This is a genomic window from Serratia sp. CY32780, assembly GCF_052169135.1.
Classification (GTDB): domain Bacteria; phylum Pseudomonadota; class Gammaproteobacteria; order Enterobacterales; family Enterobacteriaceae; genus Serratia; species Serratia sarumanii.
Window position 1 is genome coordinate 2,671,802 of sequence record NZ_JBJNLI010000001.1, and the last position, 12,942, is coordinate 2,684,743.

At 61.1% G+C, this 12,942-nt stretch carries 13 protein-coding genes; 2 read left to right on the forward strand and 11 right to left on the reverse strand.

Annotated elements, in window-relative coordinates; all coding sequences use genetic code 11:
• Positions 1-41: 41 nt before the first annotated feature.
• The 6 genes from ACJ8HH_RS12900 to prmB all read right to left on the reverse strand — a co-directional run bounded on the left by ACJ8HH_RS12900 (position 42) and on the right by prmB (position 4,720).
• Positions 42-323: a YfcL family protein gene (locus ACJ8HH_RS12900; RefSeq protein WP_016926855.1), complete on the reverse strand. Its 282-nt coding sequence runs from the start codon at positions 321-323 to the stop codon at positions 42-44.
• Positions 324-355: 32 nt separating this feature from the next.
• The gene (locus ACJ8HH_RS12905) at positions 356-913 is read right to left on the reverse strand and encodes an elongation factor P hydroxylase (protein WP_033648082.1); all 558 of its coding nucleotides are present in this window, start codon (positions 911-913) and stop codon (positions 356-358) included.
• Positions 914-993: 80 nt separating this feature from the next.
• Complete coding sequence (locus ACJ8HH_RS12910; protein ID WP_033635385.1) at positions 994-1,800, reverse strand: sulfite exporter TauE/SafE family protein; 807 nt, start codon at positions 1,798-1,800, stop codon at positions 994-996.
• A gap of 3 nt (positions 1,801-1,803) precedes the next feature.
• Positions 1,804-2,631 carry a penicillin-insensitive murein endopeptidase gene (gene mepA / locus ACJ8HH_RS12915; RefSeq protein ID WP_060388079.1) on the reverse strand — a complete coding sequence of 276 codons (828 nt, stop codon included), beginning with the start codon at positions 2,629-2,631 and terminating at the stop codon, positions 1,804-1,806.
• Between the two features lie 5 nt (positions 2,632-2,636).
• Positions 2,637-3,722, reverse strand: a complete 1,086-nt coding sequence (aroC, locus tag ACJ8HH_RS12920) for a chorismate synthase (protein ID WP_004936219.1) — start codon at positions 3,720-3,722, stop codon at positions 2,637-2,639.
• A 65-nt stretch (positions 3,723-3,787) separates the two neighbouring features.
• A complete protein-coding gene (gene prmB, locus ACJ8HH_RS12925; RefSeq protein ID WP_028127753.1) occupies positions 3,788-4,720 on the reverse strand; it encodes a 50S ribosomal protein L3 N(5)-glutamine methyltransferase in 933 nt (310 codons plus the stop codon).
• Between the two features lie 170 nt (positions 4,721-4,890).
• Between prmB and smrB the strand changes: the two genes are divergently transcribed.
• The gene (gene smrB, locus ACJ8HH_RS12930) at positions 4,891-5,421 is read left to right on the forward strand and encodes an endonuclease SmrB (RefSeq protein WP_033635388.1); all 531 of its coding nucleotides are present in this window, start codon (positions 4,891-4,893) and stop codon (positions 5,419-5,421) included.
• Between the two features lie 71 nt (positions 5,422-5,492).
• On the opposite strand, the gene sixA is transcribed toward smrB, so the two are convergent.
• The 4 genes from sixA to ACJ8HH_RS12950 form a co-directional block, all read right to left on the reverse strand.
• The gene (sixA, locus tag ACJ8HH_RS12935; RefSeq protein ID WP_004936230.1) at positions 5,493-5,975 is read right to left on the reverse strand and encodes a phosphohistidine phosphatase SixA; all 483 of its coding nucleotides are present in this window, start codon (positions 5,973-5,975) and stop codon (positions 5,493-5,495) included.
• A 388-nt stretch (positions 5,976-6,363) separates the two neighbouring features.
• Positions 6,364-8,529 carry a fatty acid oxidation complex subunit alpha FadJ gene (gene fadJ, locus ACJ8HH_RS12940; RefSeq protein WP_060451732.1) on the reverse strand — a complete coding sequence of 722 codons (2,166 nt, stop codon included), beginning with the start codon at positions 8,527-8,529 and terminating at the stop codon, positions 6,364-6,366.
• Positions 8,529-9,839: an acetyl-CoA C-acyltransferase FadI gene (fadI, locus tag ACJ8HH_RS12945; RefSeq protein ID WP_041036112.1), complete on the reverse strand. Its 1,311-nt coding sequence runs from the start codon at positions 9,837-9,839 to the stop codon at positions 8,529-8,531. The genes fadJ and fadI overlap by 1 nt, the downstream gene beginning before the upstream one ends.
• Positions 9,840-10,035: 196 nt before the next feature.
• The gene (locus tag ACJ8HH_RS12950) at positions 10,036-10,332 is read right to left on the reverse strand and encodes a YfcZ/YiiS family protein (RefSeq protein ID WP_072145088.1); all 297 of its coding nucleotides are present in this window, start codon (positions 10,330-10,332) and stop codon (positions 10,036-10,038) included.
• A 405-nt stretch (positions 10,333-10,737) separates the two neighbouring features.
• On the opposite strand from ACJ8HH_RS12950, the gene fadL reads away from it, so the two are divergent.
• Positions 10,738-12,060, forward strand: a complete 1,323-nt coding sequence (fadL, locus tag ACJ8HH_RS12955) for a long-chain fatty acid transporter FadL (protein ID WP_033648086.1) — start codon at positions 10,738-10,740, stop codon at positions 12,058-12,060.
• 117 nt (positions 12,061-12,177) lie between these two features.
• Here the strand turns inward: fadL and mlaA are convergent, their stop codons facing one another.
• Entirely contained in the window at positions 12,178-12,936 is a 759-nt protein-coding gene (mlaA, locus tag ACJ8HH_RS12960) for a phospholipid-binding lipoprotein MlaA (RefSeq protein ID WP_033635394.1), read from the reverse strand.
• Between the last annotated feature and the right edge of the window lie 6 nt (positions 12,937-12,942).

A 12,942-nucleotide genomic window follows, 5' to 3' on the forward strand; every position in this document is an offset into this window, starting at 1 on the left:
TTCATGAATGAGGGGCGCGGCGGCGCGCCCCGGCATGGCGGTCAGGCGGCAGGGGTAGCGGCCTGATAAAGGTTTTCCCACATGCCGCGCACCAGGATCTGATCCGGCGGCGAGAGTTCCCCGGCGGCGATCGCTTTGTGCAGGCTCTCTTCCACCCGCGCTTTCAGCGCTTCGGCAGTGTGCTCGCCCTGCTCTTCCGCTTCGGCCACCGCCAGCGTCAAATGACCGCGCAGGTAGCCACCGGCAAACAGTTCATCATCGCTGGCGTGCTCTACCATGTCATCAATCAGCGCCAAAATGCGCGCTTCGAATTCTGCGATCATCAAATTTCCTCATTAAATAACGGGCTGTGGCGTCAGTTGAGATCTTCCGGATACGGAAAATGCTCGGCCGCCAACGGTGGCGTATTGTAGAACGATTGCAACGCCTGAATAAAGCGCGCAGGCCGTGTGGGTATTCCCTGCTCCAGCAGCGCCAATACCCGGTCGCGCACCTTGCGCTGGAACGCGATGCGATCCGGCTCGCAGTCGCCGTTCAGGTTGTCGCAGCTGACGTTAAACGGGAAACCGGCCGCCACGCAGAACATCCACTCCAGCGCCTGCGGTTTGATCTCCACCGCTTCGAATTCACTCTGGGTTTGCGCGTCGCGCCCGTCCGGGCAATACCAGTAACCGAAGTCCACCCGTTGGCGGCGCGCTTCGCCGGCGATGCACCAGTGCGAGATTTCGTGCAGGCCGCTGGCGTAGAAGCCGTGGGCGAATACGATGCGGTGATACGGCAATTCGTCGTCGGCCGGCAGGTAGATCGGCTCGTCGTCGCCCTTCACCAGGCGGGTGTTGTAGTCATCGCTGAAGCATTGATTGAAGATCTCGATCAGTTGCTCATAGTGATGACGGGTCTGTGTGTCTGACATAAAAACTCTATAACCACAAAAATAAAGAGGCCATTATACCCGATAAGACAGGGCGCGTAAGCAACGCCCTCTCTTCATCTTTAACCGTGCACCAGGGCGCTCAACCACTGCTGAATTTCCGCGCCGTGATTGTCGTACAGCAGCTTGAGGCTCATCACCAGCGAGACGATCACGATCATCGGCCGAATCAGCTTCTGCCCGCGGGTCAGCACCATGTGGGCGCCCAAACGCGCCCCCAGCACCTGCCCCACCAACATCACCAGACCGATGCTCCACACCACCTTGCCGCCGATGATGAACAGCGCCAACCCGCCGACGTTGGAGGTGAAGTTAAGCACCTTGGCGTGCGCCGTGGACTTGGCAAGGTTGAAGCCGCACAGCGTCACATAGGCCAGCGCGTAAAACGATCCGGCTCCGGGGCCGAAGAAGCCGTCGTAAAACCCGACGCAGCCGCCGGCCACCAGCCCGAACGGCAAGGCGCCGAGACGGCGTTGACGATCTTCCTCACCCAGCCGCGGCATCAGCAGGAAGTAGAGGCCGATGCCGATCACCAGCAGCGGCAACATCTGCCGCAGCAAATCGGCGCGCATATGCTGCACCAGAATGGCGCCGGCGATCGAACCGATCAGCGTCAGAAAGATCGTCAGCTTCTGGTCGTTGAGGTTCACCGCCCGCCGACGAATAAAGTACAGGCTGGCGGAGAAGGAACCGCCGACCGACTGCAGTTTGTTGGTCGCCAGCGCCTGCGCCGGGGGAACCCCCACCGCCAGCAGGGCCGGCACCGTCAGCAGCCCACCGCCGCCGGCGATGGAGTCGATAAACCCCGCCAGCAGCGCTACCGCAAACAACACCCCGAGCATCTCGGGGCCGATGACAAACCAGTCCATGTGTTATTCCGCTGCGAAGTGATTATCCAGCAATGCCTGACAGGTCGGCGGTAACGGCGGCGGCACCGGTTTACCCGGTTTGGCGTTCGGTTGATGCGGCACGAACCAGCTCGCCAGTTCGGCGCCGCAGCCGTCGCCCGGCGGCGGCGTATCCTGCTCTTTACATTCAAGGCTGCCCGCCGGGCAACGCAGGCGCACGTGCATGTGCGCGCGGTGACCGAACCACGGCCGCACCTTGTGCAACCAGGCGCGATCGGCGCCGGCATCCAGACACAGACGCTGTTTGATGGCCGGATTGACGAAGATGCGCGTCACGTCCGCATCCTGCGCCGCCAGCTTGATCAGCGACTCAATCTGCGGCTGCCATTGGCGCGCCACTACCTGCTTGCCGTCCCCTGACACCAGATCGATAGGCTGCGGCTTCAGCAATTGCTGCGCGCTCCAGCGTTGGCGCGGCAGCTGCAGCCAGATGTCGACGTCGAGCCCCGACTGGTGGCTGGCGTGGCCGCTGCTGAAGCGCCCGCCGGCCGGCATCGCCATATCGCCGATCAGCACCGTGCCCAGCGCTTTCTGATTCGCCTGGCTGCTGAGGCGCTGAATGAACGCCAACAGATCCGGGTGGCCGAAATAACGGCGCTGGTCGGTACGCATCACCTGGTAGTTCGGTGAGTTCAGCGGCAACGGCTGGGCGCCGATGACGCAGCCGTTGGCGAAACCGCCCACCGCCTGCGGCGCGCCGGCCACCGGACGATCGATTTTCTGCCACGGCGTCAGCGCCATGGCGGAGGCGGAGGCCGTCAGGGCCACCAGGCCCAACATCCAGTTTTTCATGGCGATTACCAGCGAGGCACGTCGGAAACCACATCACCGTTTTGCGCACGCTGGCGCAGCAGGTGATCCATCAGCACGATCGCCATCATCGCTTCGGCGATCGGCACGGCGCGGATACCCACGCACGGATCGTGGCGGCCGCGGGTGACCATTTCCACCGCTTCGCCCTGGCGATTGATGGTGCGGCCCGGCACCATGATGCTGGAGGTCGGCTTCAGCGCCAGATGCGCGATCACCGGTTGGCCGCTGCTGATGCCGCCGAGAATGCCGCCGGCATGGTTGCTCTGAAAACCTTCCGGGGTGATTTCATCGCGGTTTTCGCTGCCGCGCTTGGTCACCACGGCAAATCCGTCGCCGATCTCCACGCCTTTCACCGCGTTGATGCTCATCAGCGCGTGCGCCAGATCGGCGTCGAGGCGATCAAACACCGGCTCGCCCAGGCCAACCGGCACGTTTTCAGCAATCACGCTGACCTTGGCGCCGATGGAGTCGCCCTCTTTTTTCAGCGCGCGCATCAGTTCGTCCAGCGCTTCCAGCTTGTCCGGATCCGGGCAGAAGAACGGATTCTGCTCAACCTGATCCCAATCTTTCAGCTCGCAGGTCACGTCGCCGATCTGCGCCAGATAGCCGCGCACCTGCACGCCGAACTTCTGCTGCAGGTATTTCTTGGCGATAGCGCCCGCCGCAACGCGCATGGCGGTTTCACGCGCCGAAGAGCGGCCGCCGCCGCGGTAGTCGCGCAGGCCGTATTTCTGTTCGTAGGTGTAGTCGGCATGCCCCGGACGGAACACGTCTTTGATGGCGCTGTAGTCTTGCGAGCGCTGATCGGTGTTCTCAATGATCAAACCGATGCTGGTGCCGGTAGTCACGCCTTCGAATACGCCGGAGAGAATGCGCACCTGATCCGGTTCGCGACGCTGGGTGGTGTAACGCGAGGTGCCCGGACGACGGCGGTCCAGATCGTGTTGCAAATCGGCTTCGGTGAGCGGGATGCCGGGCGGCACGCCGTCGACGATACAACCCAGCGCCACCCCGTGAGATTCACCGAAGGTGGTGACGCGGAAAATCTGCCCAATACTGTTTCCTGCCATCACGGCTCCTTACCGTTAGTCTTTTATCGTTATGAGGCCCGCCGTGCGGGCCTTGAAAATGCGGCTTAGCTGCGATAGAGGCTGAAGTGTTCCTTGCAATCCACCAGCTGCTGCTTGGTCAGCATGAACACGCCGTCACCGCCGTTTTCGAACTCCAGCCAGGTGAACGGAATATCCGGATATTGTTCCATCAGGTGTACCATGCTGTTGCCCACTTCACAAATCAGCACGCCGTCGTCGGTCAGGTAGTCCGGCGCGCAGGCCAGGATGCGGCGCACCAGCTTCAGGCCGTCGCTGCCCGCCGCCAGGCCCAGCTCCGGCTCAAAGCGGAACTCCTGCGGCAGATCGGACATGTCTTCCGCATCGACGTACGGCGGGTTGGTGACGATCAGATCGTACTGGATCGCGGGAACGTCGCGGAACAGATCGGAACGGATCGGGATCACCTGGTGTTCGACGCCGTGCGCCTGAATGTTGCGCTCGGTCACCGCCAGCACCTCGCTGGAGATGTCCACCGCGTCCACTTCCGCTTCCGGGAAAGCGTAGCCGCAGGCGATGGCGATACAGCCGCTGCCGGTGCACATGTCGAGGATATGGCGTGGCGGGTGTGGGATCAGCGCGCTGAAGCGATCGTTGATCAGCTCGCCGATCGGCGAACGCGGCACCAGCACGCGCTCGTCAACGTAGAATTCCATGCCGCAGAACCAGGCCTTGTTGGTCAGGTAGGCGACCGGGATGCGCTCGTTGACGCGGCGGATCACGCGCTCAACGATGCGATGGCGCTCGCTGGAGGTCAGACGGGCGGTGTGCATGTCCTCCGGAATGTCCAACGGCAGGAACAGGCTTGGCAGCACCAATTGCACCGCTTCGTCCCACGGATTATCGGTTCCGTGACCATAATAGATATTGGCGGCGTTGAAGCGGCTTACCGTCCAGCGCAGCATATCTTGAATGGTGTGCAGTTCGTTCACTGCTTCGTCGACGAAAATTTTGTCCAATTTGCCCTCCGGCAGGCGCTGTGTTTCATGATTTAGCCGCATAGTTTGCCATGAAGCCCGCGACAAATCACGCTTGCCCCTCGCGCTTTTCACTCTGGCCCGAGTTTTGCGTCGACAGCGCTCATTCACAAGGTAAACTAGCGAAATAAACGATTTCCGGTGAATGAAGCATGAAGAACAAGCCCCCTCTGAGCCAAGACGAACAACAGCTCTTCAGAGAGTCGGTGGCGGGCGCGAAAAAGCTGCGCCAGGACACCATCGTCCACCGCCCGCCGAAGCCCAAGGTCAAACAGATTGCCCCGCAGCGGCTGCTGCAGGAGCAGGTCGATGCCAGCTATTATTTTTCAGATGAATACCAGCCGCAGTTGGAAGAAGAAGGCCCGACGCGCTACGTGCGCCCCGGCAGCAGCCCGTATGAGCTGAAGAAGCTGCGACGCGGCGATTACTCGCCGGAGCTGTTTCTCGATTTGCACGGCCTGACCCAGCTGCAGGCCAAGCAGGAACTGGGGGCGCTGATCGCCGCCTGCAAACGCGAACACGTGCACTGCGCCTGCGTGATGCACGGGCACGGCAAGCACATTCTCAAACAGCAAACGCCGCTGTGGCTGGCGCAGCATCCCGACGTGCTGGCGTTTCATCAGGCGCCGAAGGAATGGGGCGGCAACGCCGCCATCCTGCTGTTGGTGGAGCTGGCCGAGTAGCCCCCGCCGCAGAAACGACTCAGGGCGATGTCAGACATCGCCCTGAGTTTATTCCGCACCGCATCCGCGGTTCACACTTTGGCCATCACCTGCGACGGGCTGACCTGCCATTCAAACTTGCCGTAGCTGCCGTCCGCCGGCAGATCGACGTTGGCAATCGCCGAGGTCGCGAACATCGGCGGGCACTCGCCCGGGCACAGTTCGGCCACCAGATAGCCCACCAGCGGCAGGTGCGACACGATCAGCACCGAACTCACCCCTTGCATCGCCAGCGCCTGCAGATAGCTGCCGACTTGTTCGGCGTTGCCGCCCGGCGTCAGCTCGGGCAACACTTCTTCGCCCTCCGGTAGCGTCAAGGCTTCACGCACCGTCGCCAGCGTCTGTTCGGCCCGCAGATAGGGGCTGACCAGCACGCGTTCAATATCCACAGACTTGGTGTTCAACCAGGCCGCCATCTGACGGGACTCGTCGCGGCCGCACAGGGTAAGGGGCCTTACCGCATCGCTGGCTGCCTCGAGCGCCGCCTCTCCGTGACGCATAATCAAAACTTGCATATTGCACCGCTGTTGTTGACAAAGTAACGCTATACAGAAACGCCGTGCGTGCTGTACCGCCGAGTTTTACAACCCAAAGCCAAAGCTTTAAAACGATAACGCGCCGTCTCTTTATGGCGGCCGGGCATTTTGCCTGAAAGTTTGCCTAAAGAAAACGCTGTTTTTTACAGCAATCCTCCCCGGGCAAACCTCGATTGCTCACAGAACAATCAATTCAACGGGTTAAATTTTAACCTTTCCGCCATGAAATTTATTGATGGCGGTCAAGCTAACTTACCGCTGCCGCAGCCTCGCTGTACAGCCTCACCGGCTGACGCTGTTGCAAGGAGTGATGGCGATCACAACGCGGCCCTGTTGCAACTATAGTGCAAATCGGGCCGCCCTGCGTTCAGCTCCCCAGCGGGTAAAAGCGCTCGCCCTGCTGCGCCATGCGCTGCAGGCGTTCGCACGGGGCGAAATGCTCGCCGTGCTGCTGACGCAGGTAGTCCAGCGTCTTCACCACTTTCTCGGCGCCAAGCTCGTCCATATAGCGGAACGGGCCGCCGAGGAACGGCGGGAAGCCGATGCCGAACACCGCGCCGATGTCGCCATCGCGCGCGCTGCGGATCACGCCTTCGTCCAGGCAGCGTGCCGCTTCGTTCAGCATCATCATCACGCAGCGCTGAGCGACGCTCGCCGGCAGCATGTGCGCCTTCGGCGTGACGCCGAGCAGCGTATACAATGAGGTATCCGCACGTTTGCGCCGCTGCCGCTGCTGCCCTTCGCTCGGGTAGAGATAGAAGCCGCGGCCGTTCTTGCGCCCTTTGCGCCCGTCTTTCAGCACCGCATCGAACGCGGCAGGCGCGGCGAAGCGCGGCCCCAGCGCCTCGACCAGCACGGGAATGATCTTGGTGCCGACGTCGATGCCCACTTCATCCAGCAGGGTGATCGGGCCGACCGGGAAACCGAAGTCCACCAGCGCCTTGTCCAGCGACTCAATCGGCTCGCCTTCCAGCAGGCAGCGCGCCGCTTCGTTGATGTACGGTGCCAGGATGCGGTTGACATAAAAACCGGCGCTGTCGCCCACCACGATGGCGGTTTTGCCCTGCTTGTGCGCCAGCGCCACGGTGGTGGCGATGGTCTCTTCGCTGGTGCCGGCGTGCGGGATCACTTCCACCAGCGGCATCTTGTCCACCGGGCTGAAGTAGTGCAGGCCGATCACCTGCTGCGGCCGCTGGGCCTTTTCGGCGATGCGGCCGATAGGCAGCGAAGAAGTATTGGAGGCGAACACGGTATGCGGCGCGCAGTTGGCTTCTACCTCGGCCACCATCTGCTGCTTCAGCGCCAGATCTTCGAACACCGCCTCGACCACGATATCCACCTGTTCAAAGCCGGTGTAATCGGTAGAGCCGGAGATCAGCATCATCTGCTTTTGCCGTTCCGCCGGGCGCATGCGCTTGCGGCGCACCCGCTTGCCGAGCACGTCCCAGCTGTATTTCAGTGCATGGTTGATACCGGTTTCATTGATGTCTTTGATGCGAACCGGCAATCCGCCGCGGGTGGCGGTGACGCAGGCGATGCCGCCGCCCATCAGGCCGCCGCCGAGAATGCCGACGCGATGCAGGGCGTGCGGCTGGGCATTGCCGCCCCGCTCCTTTTTCAGCGCGGTGGAAGCGAAGAACAGGCTGCGCAGCGCCGCCGACTGCGGCGTCATCGCCAGCTCGCCAAAGGCGCGCGCTTCAGCCTCATAGCCGCTGGCGCTGCCGTGATCCAGCCCGGTACGCACCACCTGAATGATGCGCTCCGCCGCCGGGTAGTTGCCGTGGGTTTTCGCCAACGTTTTCTTGCGCACGATGCTGAACAGCAGACTTCTGCCCAGCGGGCCGTTGAGCAGGCGATCCTGCCACGGCAGCTCGCGCTGATGCTTCCAGCCCTGCTTCACCCGCTCGATGGCGGTCTGCAACAGAATCGACTGCGGCACGGCGTCGTCCACCAACCCCATGCGCAGCGCCTGGCGGGCGCGAATGTGCTTGCCGGTCAGGATCATGTCCAGCGCCTTGGCGGCGCCGACCAGGCGCGGCAGGCGCTGCGTGCCGCCGGAGCCCGGCAGCAGACCCAGCTGCACTTCCGGCAGCCCGAGCGCGGTTTTGTCATCCAGCGAACAGACGCGGCCATGGCAGGCCAGCGCCAGCTCCAGGCCGCCGCCCAGGCAGGCGCCGTGAATGGCCGCCACTACCGGCACCGGGAACGCGGCGATCTGCGCCAGCGTGCTCTGCCCTTTCCTGGCCAGCGTTTCCGCCTCTTTGGCGCTGGTGCAAGCGGCAATCATAGTGATGTCGGCGCCGGCGATAAACGAGTCCGGCTTGCCGGAAACGATCACCAGCCCTTCCAGCGCGCTATGCTGCTGCGCCCGGATCAGCACGTCGTTGACCTGTTCGACGAACTCGGCCTTGAGCGTGTTCACCTTGTCGCCCGGCACGTCGATGGTGATCACGCCGATGTTGTCGGGGCGAATCGTCAGCTGAAAGGCCGACGGTTTGGCGCGCTGTTCATGCAATGCGTTTTCGAAGCTCATCATTCCACCTCCACGATCATCGCGGCCCCTAACCCGCCGGCGGCGCAGGCGGTGGTCAGGCCCAGCCCGCCGCCGCGGCGTTTCAGCTCATGCAGCGTCTGGGTGATCATGCGCGCGCCGGTGGCGGCGAACGGGTGGCCATAGGCGATGGAACCGCCCAAGACGTTGAATTTGTCCATGTCCACTTCGCCGATCGCCTGGCTGCGGCCAAGCTTCTCGCGGGCGAACTCTTCGCTGGCGAACATCTTCAGGTTGGCCAGCGTTTGCGCAGCGAAGGCTTCATGCATGTCGATGAGCGTCAGATCGGCCAGACCGATGCCGGCGCGATCCAGCGCCAGCGGCGTAGCGTAGGAAGGCCCCAGCAGCATGTCTTCCCACACGTCGATGGCGGCGAAGGCGAAGCTGCGCAAATAGCCCAGCGGCTGCAGCCCCAGCTCTTTGGCGCGCGATTCGCTCATCATCAGCACCGCCGCCGCGCCGTCGGTCAGCGGCGTGCTGTTGGCCGCGGTGACGCTGCCATGCTTGCGATCGAACGCCGGCTTCAGCTTGGCGTAGGAAGCCAGGCTGGAATCTTTACGGATGTTGTTGTCTTCAGAAAGCTGCGCGCGGTAAGGCGGCACATAGGCGGTCATCACCTCGTCGCGCAGCCACCCTTCCCGCCAGGCCTTGGCCGCCAGCTCGTGGGAACGGTGCGCCAGCGCATCCTGCGCCTCGCGGGTGATGCCGTGGCTCTTCGCCATCTGCTCGGCGGTATCGCCCATGCGCAGGCCGGTGGAATACTCCGCCACCGCCGGCGGCACCGGCATCAGATCGCGGAATTTCAGCCGGCTGAACAGTTTGAGGCGCTGCGACAGCGTGCGCGCCTTGTTGACGTCCACCAGCGTGCGCGCCAGCGCCTTGCTGACGCCGATCGGCAAGACGGAAGAAGAATCCGCCCCGCCGGCGATGCCAACGCTGATGCTGCCGGCCATGATGCTCTCCGCCACGTTGGCGATCGCCTGGAAGCTGGTGGCGCAGGCGCGCGACACGCTGTAGGCGTCGGTATGGACGCTCATGCCGGTGCCGAGCACGATTTCACGCGCGATGTTCGGCGCCTCGGGCATTTGCACCACCTGGCCGAACACCAGTTGTTCGATAAGCTGCGGATCGATGCCGCTGCGCGCCAACAGCTCGCTCACCGCCGTTTTCCCTAAATCCACCGCCGGAATGCCGTGATAGGCAGTCGCCTGTTTGGCAAAGGGGGTACGCAGTCCATTCACAATCGCAATGCGGTCACCATGACGGGTCACCAACGGCAGTGCCTTACTCATAAATGCTCCTGAAGAAAATAACGTCAGCGCAATGGGCAGAAAGAGGTCTGACCTGATGAGGTCATTGTTAACCAAACGGTTACATTTGGCAAACCGGCAGAGATCAAAACTGCGAGCAGGCGCACTTTCTATCGGGGGCGATGTGGGGAGAGCAATCCCCGGCGCGCGGCAGGCGGCTCCGGGGGTAAAGCGGGGATTAACGCAGGCCGAGCTGGAAGATCAGGGTTTCCGCCTGGCAGGCGAAGGTGAAATCGGCCTCCAACTGTACGCCGCCGTCAACCGGTTTAATGCTACTGCTGATGTCACAAGGGTCGGATTCTACCGCGCGCGCCTTTTCGCTCAGGGCGGCCAGCATCGCCTCCGCATCTTGTTGATTGCTGAACACCTGGCTGTAGGACGCGGTGCAATCGGTGTTATCCATCACGGTGCCGACATCCACACAGCAACACGCGGCGGTTTCCTGGGCGCTGCATTTATTAATTGCATCTGACATGATTGGTTCTCCTCAAAGGCCTCGGTTATCAGCCCAAATTGCCGTTTTACTCACCGGCACAAAGCCACAAAATTCTGCAGGTATTTTACGCTTCCACGCAGGCAATCACTAGCACTTACTTTTAATGGGTGTTTTAAGTGATGGAAATCACAAATAAAAATGAGCGCCTGCTAAGAAATGGTAAGAATTTTGTTATTTACCGCTGACGTTTTGTTAAGCAGATCTCTTTTTTGATATCAGGTTGGAAATATTTCAAAAACAAACTTGCAACATTTTCACAGGTCAGACCTATACTTCAGCCACTGGTCTGATTTGTCTGAACGATAACGGACCCTACAATCCCGCGCTCCTTGTTACCTCGTGTAACAATAGTTTAAATAATAAACACATAATGAGGTTTTGGTCATGAGCCAGAAAAACCTATTGACTAAATCAGCTCTCGCAGCTGCAGTGGCAATTATCTCTTCAAACGTGTCTGCCGCAGGATTCCAGCTGAATGAGTTCTCATCAGCTGGTTTAGGACGTTCGTATTCTGGCGAAGGCGCCATGGCGGATACGGCGGCCTCCGCAAGCCGCAACCCGGCGTTGCTGATGATGTATACCCGCCCGGAACTTTCTTTCGGCGCGGTCTTCATCGACCCGGACGTTGACATTACCGGTCAATCCCCTTCCGGCGCCAGTTTGGATTCGAAAAACATCGCGCCGACCGCCTGGGTGCCGAACCTGCATTATGTTCACCCGATTAACGATCAGTTCGCCGTAGGCGGCTCGGTCACCAGCAACTACGGTCTGGCGACAGAATTCAACGACGGCTATACCGCCGGCGCTTACGGCGGCAAGACCGATCTGACCACCCTCAACCTGAACCTCAGCGGCGCATATCGTCTGAATCAACACTTCAGCTTCGGTCTGGGCTTCGATGCGGTGTACGCCAAAGCCAAACTGGAACGTTACGCCGGTGAACTGCCGAAGCTCATCGCCGGTTCAGGCCAATTACCGCCGCAGCTAGCCGGCCCTGTTTCGCAGATCCCGGCAGATACCCAGATTTCGCACCTGAAAGGCGACGAATGGGGCTTCGGTTGGAACGCCGGTATTCTGTACGAAGTGGATGAAAACAACCGTTACGGCCTCACCTACCGCTCTGAAGTGAAAATCGACTTCGACGGCGACTACAAGAGCAGCCTGCCTTCAGCCTTCAACCCGCTGCTGGCCTCTCAAGGTCTTCCGTGGGGCACCAACGGCAACACCATTCCGGGTTCTCTGAGCCTGCACCTGCCGGAAATGTGGGAGCTGTCCGGTTACAACAAAGTGGCGCCGCAGTGGGCCATCCACTACAGCCTGGCCTACACCAGTTGGAGCCAGTTCCAGGAGCTGAGAGCCACCGGCAACAACGGCCAAACGCTGTTCGAGAAGCATGAAGGCTTCAAAGACGCTTACCGCATCGCGCTGGGTACCACCTACTTCTACGACGACAACTGGACCTTCCGTACCGGTATCGCCTTCGATGACAGCCCAGTGCCGGCACAGAACCGTTCGATTTCCATTCCGGATCAGGACCGTTTCTGGCTGAGTGCCGGTACTACCTATGCGTTCAACAAAGACGCGTCGGTCGACGTCGGCGTTTCCTACATGCACGGCCAGAAAGTCACCATCAAAGAAGGCCCTTACACCTTCAACTCTGAAGGTAAAGCCTGGCTGTACGGCGCCAACTTCAACTACCGCTTCTAATCTCGCCTGAGATGGATGCCAAAGCGCCCCGCGGGGCGCTTTTTCTTTGCCTGCCGCGTGCTGCCGGCATAAAAAACCCGCCTGCCGGCGGGTTTTTCATTGGCGTGACGCCCGTGATTACTGCGAGTCGATCTCGTCCAGTTCGCCCTGAATCGCCTTGGCGTTCGGGTTCTCTTCCGGCTTGAGCGAGCCGCCGTTGGCGATGAAATCGTGGCGCTGGAAGTAAGCTTCGCGCACCATGATGTAAGGATCGGAGGAGTTGCGCAGCAGGCCGTCGGAATCCAGCAGCTGGGCGCGGGTTTCGATCCCCTCGACCACCCATTTGCCCGCCGACATCCAGAAGGTGAGGTAGCTCAGCATCGGATACAGCGTATCCGCAAAGTCGCCGCCGTCTTCACGCAGGGTGAAGCTGCCGTAGCCCGGCAGCATCACGTACGGGCCATAACCTACATCGTAATGCCCCAACGTGCTGCCGAAGCGGTTCGGCTCTTCGCGCGCCAGTTTCGGGTTGGCCATGCCGGCCACGTCGATCAGGCCGCCCATCCCGAGCAGGGTGTTCAGGAAGAAGCGGTTGAAGTGAATCATCCCGCGGTAAGGGTCGCCCTTGAGGAAGGCGTTGACCATGCTGGCCGGCTCTTCCAGGTTGGAGGTGAAGTTGCTGATGCCGTTACGCGCCGGCATCGGCACGTAGTCACGCCAGGCCACCGCGACCGGACGCAGGATATAGGGATCCAGGACGTTGTAGTTGAAGTCGAACATCGTCCGGTTGAATCCTTCCAGAGGATCGGAACGCCCTTGCGGATCGTTGTCTGGCGCGCTGGCACAGCCCACCAGTAATACCGTTGCGAATGCCACCCCAGTCAGGCGAAAGTTCATATTTTT

Coding starts and splice junctions, on each gene's coding strand:
- ACJ8HH_RS12900 (WP_016926855.1), bottom strand. CDS start 323: ATGATCGCAGAATTCGAAGCGCGCATTTTGGCGCTGATTGATGACATG.
- ACJ8HH_RS12905 (WP_033648082.1), bottom strand. CDS start 913: ATGTCAGACACACAGACCCGTCATCACTATGAGCAACTGATCGAGATC.
- ACJ8HH_RS12910 (WP_033635385.1), bottom strand. CDS start 1,800: ATGGACTGGTTTGTCATCGGCCCCGAGATGCTCGGGGTGTTGTTTGCG.
- mepA (WP_060388079.1), bottom strand. CDS start 2,631: ATGAAAAACTGGATGTTGGGCCTGGTGGCCCTGACGGCCTCCGCCTCC.
- aroC (WP_004936219.1), bottom strand. CDS start 3,722: ATGGCAGGAAACAGTATTGGGCAGATTTTCCGCGTCACCACCTTCGGT.
- smrB (WP_033635388.1), top strand. CDS start 4,891: ATGAAGAACAAGCCCCCTCTGAGCCAAGACGAACAACAGCTCTTCAGA.
- sixA (WP_004936230.1), bottom strand. CDS start 5,975: ATGCAAGTTTTGATTATGCGTCACGGAGAGGCGGCGCTCGAGGCAGCC.
- fadJ (WP_060451732.1), bottom strand. CDS start 8,529: ATGAGCTTCGAAAACGCATTGCATGAACAGCGCGCCAAACCGTCGGCC.
- fadI (WP_041036112.1), bottom strand. CDS start 9,839: ATGAGTAAGGCACTGCCGTTGGTGACCCGTCATGGTGACCGCATTGCG.
- ACJ8HH_RS12950 (WP_072145088.1), bottom strand. CDS start 10,332: ATGTCAGATGCAATTAATAAATGCAGCGCCCAGGAAACCGCCGCGTGT.
- fadL (WP_033648086.1), top strand. CDS start 10,738: ATGAGCCAGAAAAACCTATTGACTAAATCAGCTCTCGCAGCTGCAGTG.
- mlaA (WP_033635394.1), bottom strand. CDS start 12,936: ATGAACTTTCGCCTGACTGGGGTGGCATTCGCAACGGTATTACTGGTG.